Below are 16,912 nucleotides of genomic sequence, written 5' to 3' on the forward strand. Positions count from 1 at the left end.
GAGTACGGGGCTCGAACGGCGCACTGGCGCGCCGTTCGGGCCCCGCCGCATGTTCTCTCGTCCTCCAAGGAGTCCAGCAGGAATGAAGACGATCGACGAACTCCTCGCCGAAGGGGTCACCGGCAGGCGCGTATTCGTCCGCGCCGACCTCAACGTGCCGCTGAGCGGCACCACCATCACCGACGACGGACGCATCCGCGCCGTCGCGCCGACCGTGGAGAAGCTCGCCGCGGCAGGTGCGCGGGTCGTCGTCGCCTCGCACCTGGGCCGCCCCAAGGGCGCTCCCGACCCGGCGTTCTCCCTGGCGCCCGCCGCCGCCCGGCTCGGCGAGATCATCGGGGCCGGCGTGGCCTTCGCGACCGACACGGTCGGCGAGTCCGCGCGCGCCACGGTCGCCGCGCTCGCCGACGGCCGGGTCGCCGTCCTGGAGAACCTCCGCTTCAACCCCGGCGAGACGTCCAAGGACGATGCCGAGCGCGGCGAGTTCGCCGACCGGCTCGCCGAACTCGCCGACGTGTACGTGGGCGACGGCTTCGGCGCGGTGCACCGCAAGCACGCCTCGGTCTTCGACCTCCCCGCCCGCCTCCCGCACGCCGCCGGCGACCTGATCGCCACCGAGGTCGGCGTCCTGAAGAAGCTCACCGAGAACGTCGAGCGTCCGTACGCCGTCGTGCTCGGCGGCTCCAAGGTCTCCGACAAGCTCGGCGTGATCGACCACCTGCTGGAGCGCGCCGACCGCATCCTCATCGGCGGCGGCATGGCGTACACCTTCCTCAAGGCCAAGGGCCACGAGGTCGGCAGCTCCCTCCTCCAGGAGGAGCAGATCCCGGTGGTGCTGGAGTACCTGAAGCGTGCCGAGGACAAGGGCGTGGAGTTCGTGCTCCCCGTCGACGTGGTCGTTTCCCAGCAGTTCCCCGACCTCGAGGCCAAGGCGCCGACCGAGCACCGCACAGTGCCCGCGGACGCCATCCCGGCCGGTTTCATGGGCCTCGACAACGGTCCCGAGACCAACCGGCTGTACGCCTCGAAGCTCGCCGACGCGGCCACCGTCTTCTGGAACGGCCCCATGGGTGTCTTCGAGCACCCCGACTACGCCGAGGGCACCAGGGCCGTGGCCCAGGCCCTCGCCGACTCCCCGGGCTTCACCGTGGTGGGCGGCGGCGACTCCGCCGCGGCCGTCCGCACCCTGGGCTTCGACGACAACGCATTCGGACACATCTCGACCGGTGGTGGCGCCAGCCTCGAATACCTCGAGGGCAAGACGCTTCCCGGCCTCGCCGCTCTGGAGGACTGAACTTTCATGACCACTCGCACCCCGCTGATGGCGGGCAACTGGAAGATGAACCTCAACCACCTGGAGGCCATCGCCCACGTCCAGAAGCTCGCCTTCGCCCTGGCCGACAAGGACTACGACGCCGTCGAGGTCGCCGTCCTGGCGCCCTTCACCGACCTGCGCTCCGTACAGACCCTGGTCGACGGCGACAAGCTGCGGATCAAGTACGGCGCCCAGGACATCTCGGCGCACGACTCCGGCGCGTACACCGGTGAGATCTCCGGACCGATGCTCGCCAAGCTGAAGTGCACCTACGTCGCCGTCGGGCACAGCGAGCGCCGCCAGTACCACGGCGAGACCGACGAGCTCTGCAACGCCAAGGTGAAGGCCGCCTACAAGCACGGCCTGACCCCGATCCTCTGCGTCGGCGAGGAGCTGTCCGTCCGCGAGGCGGGCAACCACGTCCCGCACACCCTCGCCCAGGTCGACGGCGGACTGAAGGACCTGCCCGCCGAGCAGGCAGAGTCGATCGTGATCGCGTACGAGCCGGTCTGGGCGATCGGCACCGGCAAGGTGTGCGGCGCCGACGACGCGCAGGAGGTCTGCGCGGCGATCCGCGGGCGCCTCGCCGAGCTGTACTCCCAGGAGCTGGCCGACAAGGTCCGCATCCAGTACGGCGGCTCCGTGAAGTCCGGGAACGTCGCCGAGATCATGGAGAAGCCCGACGTGGACGGCGCCCTGGTCGGAGGTGCCTCGCTCGACACCGACGAGTTCGTCAAGATCGTCCGCTTCCGCGACCAGTGAGTATGCGGTAGCGCGGATCCGTCGTACCCTTGCGGGGGCCGGGAAGGGCTCAGCCTCCCGGCCCCCGTTGCTCGCACATGCAGTCCAGAGGACTCCGGAAAGTAGGGACCAGCCGTGATTTTGGGGTTCGAGATCGCCCTGATCGTCTTCAGCCTGCTGCTGATGCTGCTGGTGCTGATGCACAAGGGGAAGGGCGGCGGCCTCTCCGACATGTTCGGTGGCGGCATGCAGTCGTCCGTGGGTGGCTCCTCGGTCGCGGAGCGCAACCTCGACCGGATCACGGTGGTCGTGGGCCTGCTCTGGTTCGCGTGCATCGTCGTGCTCGGTCTGCTGATCAAGCTGGACAGCTGACGCGTCGTGAGCGAATCCCGGTGAGGGTGTAACTCCTTTCACTGGACGCGCGTTGGGCCTTACGTAGACTGGGGCATCTTCGAGCACCATCACGCAGGGGAGTTACGACCGTGGCAAGTGGCAACGCGATCCGGGGGAGCCGGGTCGGGGCGGGGCCGATGGGGGAGGCCGAGCGGGGCGAGTCCGCGCCGCGTCTCCGCATCTCCTTCTGGTGCTCGAACGGGCACGAGACGCAGCCGAGCTTCGCCAGTGACGCGCAGGTACCCGAGACGTGGGACTGCCCGCGCTGTGGTTTCCCGGCCGGCCAGGACCGGGACTGCCCGCCCGACCCGCCGCGCACCGAGCCGTACAAGACGCACCTCGCGTACGTGCGCGAGCGGCGCAGCGACGCGGACGGCGAGGCCATCCTCGCCGAGGCCCTGGCGAAACTCCGGGGCGAGATCTGAAGACCACCGGCCGGGTACCCATGAGGGGCCCGGCCGGAGTGCATCCACCGGTGCCGCACCTCGTCGCCGCCTCGTCGGCCCCTTCGATCAATTAGGTTGGGGACTCGGCGGGGCATCTGCAATCACGAGAAGAAGTGGGCCGACAACCGGGATGAACACACCGAACCGAACCAGTCTCAACCGGACCCCCGAATGGGCGGCTCTGGGCAAGCACCGTGAGCAGCTCGGGGACACGCATCTGCGGCAGCTCTTCGCGGACGATCCGGAACGCGGCGCCCGATACACCCTCCAGGTCGGCGACCTGTACATCGACTACTCCAAGCACCTGGTCGACGACACGGCGCTGCGCCTCCTGCGCGACCTCGCGGCCGCCACCGGAGTGGCGCAGCTGCGGGACGCGATGTTCCGCGGCGAGAAGATCAACACCACCGAGGACCGCGCCGTCCTGCACACGGCGCTGCGCGCCCCGCGCGACGCGGTGATCGAGGTCGACGGCGAGAACGTGGTGCCGGGCGTGCACGCGGTGCTCGACAAGATGGCGGCGTTCTCCGACCGCGTCCGGTCGGGTGAGTGGACCGGCCACACCGGCAAGCGCATCAGGAACGTCGTCAACGTCGGCATCGGCGGTTCCGACCTCGGCCCCGCCATGGCCTACGAGGCGCTGCGCTCCTTCGCCGACCGCTCGCTCACCGTCCGTTTCGTGTCCAACGTGGACGGTGCCGACCTCCACGAGGCGGTGCGCGACCTCGACCCCGCCGAGACGCTGTTCGTCATCGCGTCGAAGACCTTCACCACGATCGAGACCATCACCAACGCGACCTCCGCCCGCAACTGGCTGATGACCGGCCTGAACGCCGGTCAGGAAGCGGTCGCCAAGCACTTCGTGGCGCTGTCCACCAACGCCGGCGAGGTCGCGGACTTCGGCATCGACACCGCCAACATGTTCGAGTTCTGGGACTGGGTCGGCGGTCGCTACTCGTACGACTCCGCCATCGGCCTCTCCTTGATGATCGCGATCGGCCCGGAGCGGTTCCGTGAGATGCTCGACGGCTTCCACCTCGTCGACGAGCACTTCCGCACCGCCCCCGCCGAGGCCAACGCCCCGTTGCTGATGGGCCTGTTGGGCGTCTGGTACGGGGCCTTCCTCGACGCCCAGTCGCATGCCGTGCTGCCGTACAGCCACTATCTGTCCAAGTTCACCGCGTACTTGCAGCAGCTGGACATGGAGTCCAACGGCAAGTCCGTGGACCGGGACGGCCGCCCTGTCGAGTGGCAGACCGGACCGGTCGTCTGGGGCACCCCCGGCACCAACGGACAGCACGCCTACTACCAGCTGATCCACCAGGGCACCAAGGTCATCCCGGCGGACTTCATCGGCTTCGCCGAGCCGGTCGAGGACCTGCTGCCCGGACTGGTCGCCCAGCACGATCTGCTGATGGCCAACTTCTTCGCGCAGACCCAGGCACTGGCCTTCGGCAAGACGCCCGACGAGGTCCGTGCCGAGGGCGTCGCCGAGGAACTCGTGCCGCACAAGACCTTCAAGGGCAACCACCCGACGACGACGATCCTCGCCGACCGGCTGACCCCGTCCGTCCTCGGCCAGCTCATCGCGCTCTACGAGCACAAGGTCTTCGTCCAGGGAGCCGTCTGGAACATCGACTCCTTCGACCAGTGGGGCGTCGAACTCGGCAAGGTCCTCGCCAAGCGGATCGAGCCGGTGCTGACCGACGGCAGTGGTGGCGAGGGGCTGGACAGCTCCACCGCGGCCCTCGTCGGGGCGTACCGCGCCCGCAGGGGGCGTTGAGCCGGTGAGTGCGGGGGAGCGGACGGTGCGGCTGAGGCCGCCGAACAACACCCTGGATCCCAGGGCGGTCGACTGGTGGCGCGCCCAGTGGCTGCTGCTGACCGCGCTGCCGGTGGTGGTCCTCGTCGTACTGGGCGTGTTCATCGAGCCCGCCAGGTTCTGGCTGCTGCTGCCCGCCGCGGTTCTCGCGGTGCTCGGTGTCGGCTGCGCCGTCCTCTTCCCGCTCTGGTGGTTCCGTACCCACCGCTGGGAGGTCACCGACGAAGCCGTCTACGTCAGGACGGGCCTCCTGTGGCAGGAGTGGCGGATCGCCCCGATGTCCCGCATCCAGACCGTGGACACCGTGCGCGGACCGCTCGAACAGCTCTACCGGCTCGCCACCGTCACCGTGACCACCGCCTCGTCCAAGGGCGCGGTACGGATCGCGGGGCTGGGTCACGAGTCGGCGGCCGAGCTGGCCGAACGCCTGACCAGGATCACCCAGGACACCCCCGGGGACGCCACATGAGCACGGAGGCGACCGCTTCGCCGCCCGGAGCGGGCGACGACGGCGTCGACACCGATGCCATCGGCGCGGTGACGGTGACCGGCGAGGGCACCGACTGGCGGCGGCTGGACCGGCGCACGGTCCTTGTCAGCGCGCTGCTCACGGCCGGTGTCGCGGTCGGCGCGTCCGTGCCCGTCACGCTCGGGCTCTCCGGGCGGTTCGGGTTCGGGGCGGCGGTGGCCCTGGTGGTGGCCGGTGCGCTCGCGCTGGTCGGCTGCGCTACGGCGGGCGACTACGTGCGGTGGCGTCGCACCCGTTACCGCGTCGGTGCCGAGCGGGTCGAGCTGCACACGGGGCTGCTCATGGTCAAGAAACGCTCGCTGGCCCGGGAGCGCGTCCGCAGCGTCGATCTCACCGCCCATCTGCTGCAACGGGTCCTCGGCCTGGTCACCGTCCGCATCGGTACCGGCGAGCACTCCGGAAACGACTCCACCCTGGAACTCGACCCGGTGGCCCGGGGCGAGGGCGAACGGCTCCGCCGCGAACTGCTGGAGCGCGCGGACACGGGCGCCCCGGGCACCCATCGCGAGGGCGAGCTCGCCGTCCTGGATCCGGGCTGGATCCGCTACGCGCCGGTGTCGTTCGTCGCCCCGGCGCTCGGCGGCGCGGCGGCCGGTGCGGTGATGCAGGTCAGCGACTGGTTCGGGGCGCAGGGCAAGGTCATCGGATGGGTCGGCGACCGGTTCCGGGACACCGCGCTGCCGGCCGTGATCGGGGTCGTCGCACTCGTCGTGCTGGCCGCCGGCGTCGTCGGCGCGCTCGGTCTGTGGGTCGAGATGTGGTGGAACTACCGGCTGGAGCGCGAAACGGGCGGCACCCTGCGCATCCGGCGCGGGCTGCTGACCTCACGTTCCGTCTCCATCGAGGAACGCCGACTGCGCGGTGTCGATCTCGTCGAACCGCTCGGCGTCCGGCTGTTCGGTGCCGCCCGGGTCGACGCGATCACCACCGGACTCGCCAAGGACGACGAGGAGCGCCACCGCGACCAGGACACCCTGCTGCCCGTCGCGCCCCGGTCCGTGGCTGACGCGGTGGCCGCCGACGTCCTGCGCGAGGCCGTCTCCCCGACCGGTGCCGCGCTGACCGCCCACCCCACGGTGGCGCGGGGGCGGCGGCTGCGCCGGGCCCTGTGGGCCGTCGCCGTACCCGTGCTCGTCCTGGTCGTGCTGGGGCTGCTGCTGACCCCCGTCCTGCTGTGGGCGGCGCTCGTCTGCGCGGTCGTGGGGCTGCCGCTCGGGCTGTTCCTGGCCCGGGACGCCTACCGGGGCCTGGGGCACGCGCTCAGCGGCGACTACCTGGTGGTCCGGTCCGGTACGCTCCGGCGTTCCACCGCCGCGCTGGAGCGGGCCGGGGTCATCGGCTGGACGGTGCGGCAGACGTATTTCCAGCGGCGGGCCGGGGTGATCGGCATCGCCGCGACCACGGCCGCCGGGGCGGGCGCGTACACGGCGTACGACGCCGACGAGAGCGAGGGCCTGGACTTCGCCTCCCGGGCCGTCCCGGGCCTGCTGGAGCCCTTCCTGGAGCGCACCCCGCCCACCGGCTGAGAGCCTGTCGGGGGGACCTTCGATCGGAGAGCGGACGCGGCGTGGTGCGTGCGATTCCAAGGCGCCGGAAGCGTGCGTGCCACGCCGCGTCCGCCCGATCAGAGGTCACCCGACAGGCTCCGAGACCGCGAGGACGGCCCCGCTCCCGCGTACGGGCCGAGACCGTGAGGACGGTGTGCCCGGCCCGGCCCCGCTTCCGGTGCGCCCTGGGCACGGCCGCCTCCCGGAACGCCCGCGGGCCCGGTCGCTCCGAGGAGCTGACCGGGCCCGCGGGCGTCGGTTCCGGGAACCGATCAGGACGAGGCCGGCGGATACAGGGCGCGCGGCAGCCGCGAGGCCGCCGCCGCGTCCAGCAGCCACAGCGTCCGGGCGCGTCCGTACGCACCGGCCGCCGGGGCCTGGATCTCCCCGGCGCCCGAGAGCGCGATCTCCGCGGCCTCCGCCTTGTCCTCTCCCGCGGCGAGCAGCCACACCTCGCGCGCGGCCCGGATCGCGGGCAGCGTCAGCGAGACGCGGGTGGGCGGCGGCTTGGGAGCTCCGTGCACACCGACGACGGTGCGCTCGGTCTCCCGTACCGCGGGCAGCTCCGGGAAGAGCGACGCGACATGCGTGTCCGGGCCGACGCCCAGCATCAGCACGTCGAACGTCGGCACCGGCCCGTGGTCCTCCGGACCGGCCGCGGCGGCCAGCTCGGCGGCGTACGCGGCCGCCGCCGTGTCGGCGTCGTTGCCCCAGGGGCCGTCCGACGCGGGCATGGCGTGCACCCGCGACGGGTCCAGCGGCACCGTGTCCAGCAGTGCCTCACGGGCCTGCGTGACATTGCGCTCCGGGTCGCCCTCCGGCAGGAACCGCTCGTCGCCCCACCACAGGTCGAGCCGCGACCAGTCGATCGCGTCCCGGGCGGGCGCGGCGGCGAGGGCGGCCAGCAGGCCGTTGCCGTTGCGCCCGCCGGTGAGGACCACCGAGGCGTGACCGCGCGCGGCCTGGGCGTCCACCACCTTCGTGATCAGCCGGGCCGCGGCGGCCTGTGCCATCAGCTCCTTGTCGCGGTGCACGACGAGTTGAGGGGCACTCACTTCGACGCCGCCTTCTTGGCCGGGGACTTGGCCGCGGCCTTCTTCGCGGCGGCCGGGGCGGGGGCGGCCCCGGCGGGCTCAGGGTCGGCCGGCTTCGGATCGGCGGGCTTCGAGCCCTCCGTCTTCGGCCGTGCCGGTCCGCCGAGCTTGTCCACGCCGAACTTCACCGTCGCCTCATAGGTGTTGTCCGGGTCCAGACGCCGCAGCTCCTCGGCGAGCAGTTCGGCGGTGTCCCGCCGCTTGAGCGCCACCGCGCGGTCCGGCTGGCCCTCCATCGAGAGCGTGGCCATCGAACCGTCCGGCCGGTCCAGGACGATGACACCGCTCCTGGTCTCCATCCGCACGGCCGTCAGGCCGGGACCGTCGGACTGGGCGCGCTCGACCGGGACCCCGAGCCGGTCCGCCAGCCACATGGCGAGCAGCTCGCAGCTCGGGTTCTCCGACTCGCCCTCGACCGTCGCCGAGACGATCTCGGCGTGCTGCTGGTCGAGCGCTGCGGCCAGCATCGAGCGCCACGGCGTGACGCGGGTCCAGGCCAGGTCGGTGTCGCCGGGGGCGTACGACCGGGCGCGCAGGGTGATCTCGTCGCAGGGGTGCTCCGCCGAGTAGGCGTCCGTGATCCGGCGCTGCGCGAGGGCGCCCAGCGGGTCCTTCGCCGGCTCGGCGGGCGCGTCCTGCGGCCACCAGACCACGACCGGGGCGTCCGGCAGCAGCAGCGGCAGGACGACCGACTGGGCGTGGTTGGCCAGCTCGCCGTGGAGGCGCAGCACGACCGTCTCGCCGGTGCCCGCGTCGGAGCCGACCCGCACCTCGGCGTCGAGCCGGGCGTCGCGGCGGCTGCGCGGCGAACGGCTGAGCCGCTTGATCACCGCGATGATCCGCGAGGGGTGCTCGCGCGAGGCGTCACCGGCCGACTTGAGGGCGTCGTACGCGTTCTCCTCGTCGGTGACGATGACCAGGGTCAGCACCATGCCGATCGCCGGGGTGCCGATGGCACGCCGGGCCGACACCAGCGCCTGGTTGATCTTGCTGGAGGTGGTCTCCGTGAGGTCGATCTTCATGGCCGGCGCCAGCTCCGTCCGTCTCGTGCGAGCATCTCGTCCGCCTCGGCCGGGCCCCACGTGCCCGCCGGGTACTGCGCGGGCTTGCCGTGCTCGGCCCAGTACTCCTCGATCGGGTCGAGGATGTTCCAGGAGAGCTCAACCTCCTGGTGCCGCGGGAAGAGGTTGGCGTCGCCGAGCAGCACGTCGAGGATGAGCCGCTCGTACGCCTCCGGGCTCGACTCGGTGAAGGACTCGCCGTACGCGAAGTCCATCGTGACGTCCCGGACCTCCATCGAGGTGCCGGGCACCTTGGAGCCGAACCGGACGGTCACGCCCTCGTCCGGCTGGACCCGGATGACCAGGGCGTTGCCGCCCAGTTCCTCCGTCGCGCCGGACTCGAAGGGCAGGTACGGGGCGCGCTTGAAGACCACCGCGATCTCCGTGACCCGGCGGCCGAGCCGCTTTCCGGTACGGAGGTAGAACGGCACGCCCGCCCAGCGGCGGTTGTTGATCGTCAGCTTGATCGCGGCGAAGGTGTCGGTCGTCGACCCGGGGTCGATGCCGTCCTCCTCCAGATAGCCGGGGACCTCCTCGCCGCCCTGCCAGGCGTGCGCGTACTGGCCGCGCACCGTGTGCTTGCCCAGGTCCTCCGGCAGGTCCACGGCCGCGAGCACCTTGAGCTTCTCGGCGACCAGGGCCTTGGGGTGGAAGGAGCCGGGCTCCTCCATCGCGGTCAGCGCCAGCAACTGGAGCAGGTGGTTCTGGATGACGTCACGGGCGGCGCCGATGCCGTCGTAGTAACCCGCCCGGCCGCCGATGCCGATGTCCTCCGCCATGGTGATCTGGACGTGGTCGACGTAGGACCTGTTCCAGATCGGCTCGAACATCGTGTTGGCGAACCGCAGCGCCAGGATGTTCTGGACCGTCTCCTTGCCGAGGTAGTGGTCGATCCTGAAGACCTCGTTGGGCGGGAAGACGTCGTGCACGATCCGGTTGAGCTCCTGCGCGCTCTGCAGGTCGTGTCCGAAGGGCTTCTCGATGACGGCACGCCGCCAGGAGCCCTCCTTCTGGTCGGCCAGCCCGTGCTTCTTGAGCTGCTGGACGACCTTGGGGAAGAACTTCGGCGGCACGGACAGATAGAAGGCGAAGTTGCCGCCCGTGCCCTGTGCCTCGTCGAGCTCCTGGATCGTCGCCTTCAGCGTCTCGAACGCCTCGTCGTCGTCGAAGTTGCCCTGGACGAAGCGCATCCCCTGGATGAGCTGCTGCCAGACCTCCTCGCGGAACGGGGTGCGGGCGTGCTGCTTGACGGCGTCGTGGACCTCCTGTGCGAAGTCCTCGTCCTGCCACTCCCGGCGCGCGAAACCGACGAGCGAGAAGCCCGGCGGCAGCAGGCCGCGGTTGGCCAGGTCGTAGACGGCGGGCATCAGCTTCTTGCGGGACAAATCACCCGTGACGCCGAAGATCACCAGGCCCGACGGCCCCGCGATGCGCGGGAGCCGTCGATCCTGGGGGTCACGAAGCGGATTGGCTCCGGGAACACCAGACAAGGTGGTCAGTCCTCCGAAGGGGCGAGGCGCTTGAGCTCCGCCTCGGTCGAGTTGAGCAGATCGATCCAGGACGTCTCGAACTTCTCGACGCCCTCGTCCTCCAGCAGCTGGACGACGTCGGCGTAGGAGATGCCGAGCTCCGCCACGGCGTCGAGCTCGGCGCGGGCCTGCTCGTAGGTGCCGGCGATGGTGTTGCCGGTGATCCGCCCGTGGTCGGCGGTGGCGTCCAGGGTGGCCTCGGGCATGGTGTTGACGGTGCCGGGAGCGACCAGTTCGTCGACGTACAGGGTGTCCTTGTACGCGGGGTCCTTGACCCCGGTCGAGGCCCACAGCGGGCGCTGCTTGTTGGCCTGCGCCTTGTCCAGGGCGGCCCAGCGCTCCGAGCCGAAGACCTCCTCGTACGCCTGGTAGGCGAGGCGGGCGTTGGCGAGCGCCGCCTTGCCCCGGAGCGCCTTGGCCTCGGGGGTGCCGATCGTGTCGAGCCGCTTGTCGATCTCGGTGTCCACCCGGGACACGAAGAACGACGCCACCGAGTGGATCTTGGACAGGTCCAGGCCCGCGGCCTTGGCCTTCTCCAGACCCGCCAGGTAGGCGTCCATGACCTCGCGGTAGCGCTCCAGCGAGAAGATCAGCGTGACGTTGACGCTGATGCCCTTGCCGATGACCTCGGTGATCGCCGGGAGACCGGCCTTCGTCGCCGGGATCTTGATGAGCGTGTTGGGCCGGTCCACCAGCCAGGCCAGCTGCTTGGCCTCGGCGACGGTGGCGGCGGTGTGGTGGGCCAGACGCGGGTCCACCTCGATGGAGACCCGGCCGTCCTGGCCGTCCGTGGCGTCGAAGACGGGGCGCAGGATGTCCGCCGCGTCCCGCACGTCGGCCGTCGTGATCATGCGGATGGCCTCGTCGACGGTGACCTTGCGGGTGGCGAGGTCGGTCAGCTGCCGCTCGTAGCCGTCCCCGCTCGAAATCGCCTTCTGGAAGATCGACGGGTTGGTGGTGACGCCCACCACGTGCTGCTCGTCGATCAGCTCGGCCAGATTGCCCGACGTGATCCGCTTGCGCGACAGGTCGTCGAGCCAGATCGCCACGCCCTCGTCGGAGAGGCGCTTGAGTGCGTCTGTCATGAGAGTTGCATCTCCTACTTGTCTCTATAAGGGCGTCAGCGCGCGGCGGCGGCGAGAGATTCCCGCGCGGCGGCGGCGACGTGCTCGCCGGTGAAGCCGAACTCACGGAAGAGGACCTTGGCGTCGGCCGAGGCACCGAAGTGCTCCAGCGAGACGATCCGGCCGGCGTCCCCGACATACCGGTGCCAGGTCAGGCCGATGCCGGCCTCGACCGCGACCCGCGCCTTCACCGACGGCGGCAGGACGCTGTCCTTGTACGCCTGGTCCTGCTCCTCGAACCACTCGACCGACGGCATCGACACCACACGGGTCGGGATGCCGGCCGCCTGCAGCTCCTCGCGCGCCTCGACGGCGAGGTGCACCTCGGAGCCCGTGCCGATCAGCAGCACCTGCGGCGACGTGCACTGGCCTTCGGGCCCTTCGGCGTCCAGGAGCACGTAACCGCCCTTGGCCGCGTCCTCGTTCGCCTCGTACGTCGGCACGCCCTGGCGGGTCAGCGCCAGGCCGTGCGGGGTCCCCTCGCCGAACACCTTGGTGTGGCGGCGCATGATCTCGCGCCACGCGATGGCGGTCTCGTTGGCGTCGGCCGGCCGGACGATGTTCAGACCCGGGATGGCGCGCAGCGAGGCCAGGTGCTCCACCGGCTGGTGGGTCGGGCCGTCCTCGCCGAGACCGATCGAGTCGTGCGTCCACACGTACGTCACCGGCAGGTGCATCAGCGCGGAGAGCCGTACGGCGTTGCGCATGTAGTCGGAGAACACCAGGAAGGTGCCGCCGTAGACACGGGTATTGCCGTGCAGCGCGATGCCGTTCATGGCCGCGGCCATGGCGTGCTCGCGGATGCCGAAGTGGATCGTGCGGCCGTACGGGTCCGCGCCGGGCAGCGGGTTGCCCACGGGGAGGAACGACGACGTCTTGTCGATCGTCGTGTTGTTCGAGCCCGCCAGGTCGGCGGAGCCGCCCCACAGCTCGGGGACGATCTCGCCGAGCGACTGGAGTACCTTGCCGGAGGCGGCGCGGGTGGCCACGCTCTTGCCGGGCTCGAAGACCGGGATCCTGTCCTCCCAGCCCGCGGGCAGCTCGCCCGCGGAGATCCGGTCGAACTCGGCGGCGCGCTCCGGGTTGGCGGTGCGCCACGCGGCCAGGGACTTCTCCCACTCGGCCCGGGCCTCACGGCCGCGGTCCAGCGCCTTGCGGGTGTGCGCGATGACCTCGTCGGAGACCTCGAAGGACTTCTCGGGGTCGAAGCCGAGGACCTTCTTCGTCGCGGCGACCTCCTCCTCGCCCAGCGCCGAGCCGTGCGACGCCTCGGTGTTCTGGGCGTTCGGGGCGGGCCACGCGATGATCGAGCGGGCGGCGATGAAGGACGGGCGCCCGGTCTCGGCCCTGGCGGCCTCCAGCGCCCGGTACAGACCCGCCGGGTCCAGGTCGCCGCTGGGCAGCTGCTCGACGCGCTGGACGTGCCAGCCGTACGCCTCGTACCGCTTCAGGGTGTCCTCGGAGACCGCGGTCTCCGTGTCGCCCTCGATCGAGATGTGGTTGTCGTCCCACAGCAGGACCAGGTTGCCGAGCTTCTGGTGCCCCGCCAGCGAGGACGCCTCGGCGGCGATGCCCTCCTGGAGGCAGCCGTCACCCGCGACGACCCACACCATGTGGTCGAACGGGGAGGTGCCGGGGGCCGCCTCCGGGTCGAACAGACCGCGCTCGTAGCGGGAGGCCATCGCCATGCCCACGGCGTTGGCGACGCCCTGGCCCAGCGGGCCCGTGGTCGTCTCCACGCCCGCGGTGTGCCCGTACTCCGGGTGGCCCGGGGTCTTGGAGCCCCAGGTCCGGAAGGACTTGAGATCGTCGAGCTCCAGGCCGTAGCCGGCCAGGTAGAGCTGGGTGTAGAGGGTCAGGCTGCTGTGGCCGGCAGAGAGCACGAACCGGTCGCGGCCGGTCCACTCCGGGTCGGCGGGGTCGTGCCGCATCACCTTCTGGAAGAGGGTGTACGCGGCGGGAGCCAGGCTCATCGCCGTGCCCGGGTGGCCGTTTCCGACCTTCTGAACGGCATCGGCGGCGAGGACGCGAGCGGTGTCCACGGCCCGCTGGTCCACTTCGGTCCACTGGAGATCTGTGGTGGTCGGCTTGGTGCTCACCCTGAGTCAGGGCTCCTCTCCACTGTTGTCAACCGGTGACGGTGACCGCACCGGGGATTCCGGTGACTGTGACCGCACCGGGATGGTCGAGCCTACCTGTGTCGGAACGCGCGTTTTCCGCTGCTTTCCAGGGTGCGGGCGGCCCGGCGGGTCCGCCTCCCGTATGAGCGCGGGGGCTCACTTCTGCGCCGCTCCGGTGAGCGGGCGAGGGCCCTTCCGTGCCGCTCCGGCGAGCGGGTTCCGCGCTTGCGTGAACGCTCCGACGACTGGCGTCCGGAGCCTGCGTGCCGCTCCCGCGGGCGAGACCGCGGGAGCCTTTCCCGTGCCGGTCCGCGCGCCGGACCGTCCGTCCGCGTCTCGATCCGGTGGGCGTGTCCCGCCGGGGTGCGCGGGGCACGGCGCCCGGAGGTGTGCGGAGCGTGCCGCTCCGGTGGGCCTCCCGCGTCGCCGCGAGGGGCGCCCGTCGCCGCCTCGACACCGCCGTGACGGGCGTGATTCCGCGCTTCCGTGCCACGCCAACACGATCCGACCCCCACGAAGGACGGCATGTTCCCAACGTCTACAGTGGTCTGGTTCGCGCAAGTCTTTACCGGGTCCTCACGCCCGGAGCTTGCTGGATTTCTCTGTCAGGGGTGTGCGTGACGGCCGTCGAGTCCCGACCCGCAGGGGTCGCCTTGACTTCCAGCCCGGGGGGCCATCGCCCGTTCGGGACTCGTGTCAAGGCATTCGTGGCGCTGACCAAGCCTCGGATCATCGAACTGCTGCTGATCACCACCGTGCCGGTGATGTTCCTGGCGGCCCAGGGCGTACCCGATCTGTGGCTCGTGCTCACGACCACCATCGGCGGATACCTCTCCGCGGGCGGCGCCAACGCGCTGAACATGTACATCGACCGCGACATCGACGCGGTGATGCACCGTACGTCGCAGCGCCCGCTGGTCACCGGCATGGTGAGCCCGCGCGAGTGCCTGGCCTTCGGCATCGTCCTCGCGGTGGTCTCCACGGTCTGGCTCGGGCTGCTGGTCAACTGGCTGTCGTCCGCGCTCGCGCTCGGTGCTCTGCTGTTCTACGTCGTGGGCTACACGCTGGTGCTGAAGCGGCGTACCGCGCAGAACATCGTCTGGGGCGGCATCGCGGGCTGCATGCCGGTCCTCATCGGCTGGTCGTCCGTGACGAACTCGATGTCGTGGGCCGCGGTCATCCTCTTCGTCGTGATGTTCTTCTGGACGCCGCCGCACTACTGGCCGCTCTCGATGAAGGTCAAGGACGACTACGCCCGCGCCGGTGTTCCGATGCTCCCGGTGATCACGACCAACCGTGTGGTGGCCCGCCAGATCGTGCTCTACAGCTGGGCGATGGTGCTCGTCTCGCTGCTGCTGACCCCGCTCGGCCACACCGGCTGGTTCTACACCGCGGTGGCGCTGCTGACCGGCGGCTTCTGGCTCTGGGAGGCGCACGCCCTGCTCAACCGGGCCAAGGCGGGAGTGACCGGCGCGAAGCTCAAGGAGATGCGGCTGTTCCACTGGTCGATCACCTACGTCTCGCTGCTCTTCCTCGCCGTGGCGATCGACCCCTTCCTGAGGTAGTCCCGCCCCGCTCCACCGGAGCGGTCCCGCCGACGGGCGGGGTACGTGGCCCACGCCACGTGCCCCGCCCGTCGCACGTCGTTCTACCCATCGATAGCATCCTGACCATGGCAGAGACGGCTGAGACCCAGGTGGAGAGCGGCAAGCGGGCGGCCCGCGCGGAGCGCAGGGCGGCGAAGCTCGCCAAGCAGATCGGTGCCTTTTCCAAGGCGCACGGCGGCGCGGAGGGGCAGCTCGCCTACATCGGGCAGATGGGCGCCCGCATCGTGCTCGTGGGCGAGGACGGCGGCTGGGGCGATCTGGTCGCCCCTTCGTACGCGGTCGCCGAGAGTGCCGCCCGGAAGGCCGGGATCACGATGCACGAGTCCTTCGACGGGGAGCTCGCGGCGAAGGTCCGCACCGGCCCGTACGAGTGGACGCGGATGGCCGGGATCCAGGTGGGCGGCCCGTCCGACAAGGGCTGAGAGCGGCCCCGATACGTCTGTACACCGATGCCGGGCGGTCCTTGGTCAAGGAACCGCCCGGCATCGGCGTACAGACGTATCGGCAGGGCCCACGAGGGCCCGCCCCGGCTCACCCCGCGGCGGCCGGCTCCGGCTTCTCGGCGGCGGGGCCGGGGACCGCGGGTACGGCCACCGGGCGCTCGCGCAGCGACAGCAGCACCCGCACCACCGCGATCCACACCAGACACGAACCGAACATGTGCAGGCCGACCAGGATCTCCGGGGTGTCCGTGAAGTACTGGACGTAGCCGATCACGCCCTGCCCCAGCAGCACCAGGAACAGGTCGCGGGCCCGCCTCCGCGGGCCGACCGGTGCGTCCACGGCCTTCAGCGCGAACCAGAGGGCGACGGTCAGCGCCACCACGACCCAGGCCAGGTCGGCGTGCAGCTGCGCGACCATCTGCCAGTCCACCGGAATGCGGGGGACGTCGCTGGAGTCGCCCGCATGCCGTCCGGCGCCCGTGACGACCGTGCCGACCGCGATCAGCAGCCCCGCCGCGACCACGAGCAGCCAGGTCAGCTGGGACACCGCCTTGCCCACCAGCGGCCGGGGCGCTTCGTCGCCCTCGCCGATCCGCTGCCACATCACCATCGCGACGGTGAGCAGCGCCGTGGTGAGCAGGAAGTGCGCGGCGACGGTGTACGGGTTGAGGCCGACCAGCACCACGATGCCGCCGAGCACCGCGTTGCCCATGACCACCCAGAACTGCGCCCAGCCGAGCCGGGTGAGGCTGCGCCGCCAGGGCTTCGCCGAGCGGGCGGCGATGATCGCCCAGCCGACGGCCGCGCACAGGACGTACGTCAGCAGGCGGTTGCCGAACTCGATGACGCCGTGCAAGCCCATCTCGCTCGTCGCGGTGAGGCTGTCCTCGGTGCACTTGGGCCAGGTGGGGCAGCCGAGGCCGGAACCGGTCAGCCGTACCGCACCGCCGGTGACGACGATGACGACGGACATGACGACGGCCGACAGGACGGCACGACGGACGATGCGTTCCGTCGGCGTCCACCGTTCGGCGATGTAGAGGAGCGGGTTCCGCGCGGCTTGAGCGACTTCGGCTCGGGTCAGCTTGGGCACGCGCACCATCGTAGGCGGCGGCTTGTGCAAGCTTTCACGAGGGGGACG

The 16,912-nt window shown here is 71.0% G+C and carries 15 protein-coding genes; 9 read left to right on the forward strand and 6 right to left on the reverse strand.

Going from position 1 to position 16,912, the window contains the following annotated elements:
• The first annotated feature begins 82 nt into the window (after positions 1 to 82).
• The 7 genes from ACFYY6_RS21850 (at position 83) to ACFYY6_RS21880 (ending at position 6,772) form a co-directional block, all read left to right on the forward strand.
• Positions 83 to 1,294 carry a phosphoglycerate kinase gene (locus ACFYY6_RS21850; protein WP_351524543.1) on the forward strand — a complete coding sequence of 404 codons (1,212 nt, stop codon included), beginning with the start codon at positions 83 to 85 and terminating at the stop codon, positions 1,292 to 1,294.
• 6 nt (positions 1,295 to 1,300) lie between these two features.
• Positions 1,301 to 2,077, forward strand: a complete 777-nt coding sequence (gene tpiA / locus ACFYY6_RS21855; RefSeq protein WP_351524542.1) for a triose-phosphate isomerase — start codon at positions 1,301 to 1,303, stop codon at positions 2,075 to 2,077.
• Positions 2,078 to 2,191: 114 nt separating this feature from the next.
• Positions 2,192 to 2,428, forward strand: coding sequence for a preprotein translocase subunit SecG (gene secG / locus ACFYY6_RS21860; RefSeq protein WP_351524541.1), 237 nt, complete (start codon positions 2,192 to 2,194; stop codon positions 2,426 to 2,428).
• 110 nt (positions 2,429 to 2,538) lie between these two features.
• A complete protein-coding gene (locus ACFYY6_RS21865; protein ID WP_073788610.1) occupies positions 2,539 to 2,874 on the forward strand; it encodes an RNA polymerase-binding protein RbpA in 336 nt (111 codons plus the stop codon).
• Positions 2,875 to 3,025: 151 nt separating this feature from the next.
• Positions 3,026 to 4,678 carry a glucose-6-phosphate isomerase gene (gene pgi / locus ACFYY6_RS21870; protein ID WP_351623509.1) on the forward strand — a complete coding sequence of 551 codons (1,653 nt, stop codon included), beginning with the start codon at positions 3,026 to 3,028 and terminating at the stop codon, positions 4,676 to 4,678.
• A 4-nt stretch (positions 4,679 to 4,682) separates the two neighbouring features.
• Complete coding sequence (locus tag ACFYY6_RS21875; RefSeq protein ID WP_351524539.1) at positions 4,683 to 5,186, forward strand: PH domain-containing protein; 504 nt, start codon at positions 4,683 to 4,685, stop codon at positions 5,184 to 5,186.
• The gene (locus ACFYY6_RS21880; RefSeq protein ID WP_388649336.1) at positions 5,183 to 6,772 is read left to right on the forward strand and encodes a PH domain-containing protein; all 1,590 of its coding nucleotides are present in this window, start codon (positions 5,183 to 5,185) and stop codon (positions 6,770 to 6,772) included. Before ACFYY6_RS21875 ends, ACFYY6_RS21880 begins: the two co-directional genes overlap by 4 nt.
• Positions 6,773 to 7,065: 293 nt before the next feature.
• Here ACFYY6_RS21880 and pgl read toward each other — a convergent pair whose 3' ends face one another.
• Genes pgl through tkt form a run of 5 tightly spaced genes read right to left on the reverse strand, consistent with a single transcriptional unit; the run spans position 7,066 to position 13,700 of the window.
• A complete protein-coding gene (gene pgl, locus ACFYY6_RS21885) occupies positions 7,066 to 7,848 on the reverse strand; it encodes a 6-phosphogluconolactonase (protein ID WP_351525572.1) in 783 nt (260 codons plus the stop codon).
• Positions 7,845 to 8,909, reverse strand: coding sequence for a glucose-6-phosphate dehydrogenase assembly protein OpcA (gene opcA, locus ACFYY6_RS21890; protein ID WP_351525571.1), 1,065 nt, complete (start codon positions 8,907 to 8,909; stop codon positions 7,845 to 7,847). Before opcA ends, pgl begins: the two co-directional genes overlap by 4 nt.
• Positions 8,906 to 10,438, reverse strand: coding sequence for a glucose-6-phosphate dehydrogenase (zwf, locus tag ACFYY6_RS21895; RefSeq protein ID WP_351525570.1), 1,533 nt, complete (start codon positions 10,436 to 10,438; stop codon positions 8,906 to 8,908). The genes opcA and zwf overlap by 4 nt, the downstream gene beginning before the upstream one ends.
• Before the next feature lie 5 nt (positions 10,439 to 10,443).
• Entirely contained in the window at positions 10,444 to 11,562 is a 1,119-nt protein-coding gene (gene tal, locus ACFYY6_RS21900; protein ID WP_351525569.1) for a transaldolase, read from the reverse strand.
• 35 nt (positions 11,563 to 11,597) lie between these two features.
• Entirely contained in the window at positions 11,598 to 13,700 is a 2,103-nt protein-coding gene (gene tkt, locus ACFYY6_RS21905; RefSeq protein ID WP_351525568.1) for a transketolase, read from the reverse strand.
• 632 nt (positions 13,701 to 14,332) lie between these two features.
• On the opposite strand from tkt, the gene ACFYY6_RS21910 reads away from it, so the two are divergent.
• Together ACFYY6_RS21910 and ACFYY6_RS21915 are read left to right on the forward strand one after the other, a co-directional pair.
• Positions 14,333 to 15,286, forward strand: coding sequence for a heme o synthase (locus tag ACFYY6_RS21910; protein WP_351525567.1), 954 nt, complete (start codon positions 14,333 to 14,335; stop codon positions 15,284 to 15,286).
• 107 nt (positions 15,287 to 15,393) lie between these two features.
• Positions 15,394 to 15,750, forward strand: coding sequence for a hypothetical protein (locus tag ACFYY6_RS21915; RefSeq protein ID WP_351524757.1), 357 nt, complete (start codon positions 15,394 to 15,396; stop codon positions 15,748 to 15,750).
• A gap of 109 nt (positions 15,751 to 15,859) precedes the next feature.
• On the opposite strand, the gene ACFYY6_RS21920 is transcribed toward ACFYY6_RS21915, so the two are convergent.
• The gene (locus ACFYY6_RS21920) at positions 15,860 to 16,873 is read right to left on the reverse strand and encodes a COX15/CtaA family protein (RefSeq protein ID WP_351623507.1); all 1,014 of its coding nucleotides are present in this window, start codon (positions 16,871 to 16,873) and stop codon (positions 15,860 to 15,862) included.
• Positions 16,874 to 16,912 lie beyond the last annotated feature (39 nt).

It is taken from the genome of Streptomyces sp. NPDC001750 (genome assembly GCF_042892615.1).
Classification (GTDB): domain Bacteria; phylum Actinomycetota; class Actinomycetes; order Streptomycetales; family Streptomycetaceae; genus Streptomyces.

Coding starts and splice junctions, on each gene's coding strand:
- ACFYY6_RS21850 (WP_351524543.1), top strand. CDS start 83: ATGAAGACGATCGACGAACTCCTCGCCGAAGGGGTCACCGGCAGGCGC.
- tpiA (WP_351524542.1), top strand. CDS start 1,301: ATGACCACTCGCACCCCGCTGATGGCGGGCAACTGGAAGATGAACCTC.
- pgi (WP_351623509.1), top strand. CDS start 3,026: ATGAACACACCGAACCGAACCAGTCTCAACCGGACCCCCGAATGGGCG.
- ACFYY6_RS21880 (WP_388649336.1), top strand. CDS start 5,183: ATGAGCACGGAGGCGACCGCTTCGCCGCCCGGAGCGGGCGACGACGGC.
- opcA (WP_351525571.1), bottom strand. CDS start 8,909: ATGAAGATCGACCTCACGGAGACCACCTCCAGCAAGATCAACCAGGCG.
- tal (WP_351525569.1), bottom strand. CDS start 11,562: ATGACAGACGCACTCAAGCGCCTCTCCGACGAGGGCGTGGCGATCTGG.
- ACFYY6_RS21915 (WP_351524757.1), top strand. CDS start 15,394: ATGGCAGAGACGGCTGAGACCCAGGTGGAGAGCGGCAAGCGGGCGGCC.
- ACFYY6_RS21920 (WP_351623507.1), bottom strand. CDS start 16,873: ATGGTGCGCGTGCCCAAGCTGACCCGAGCCGAAGTCGCTCAAGCCGCG.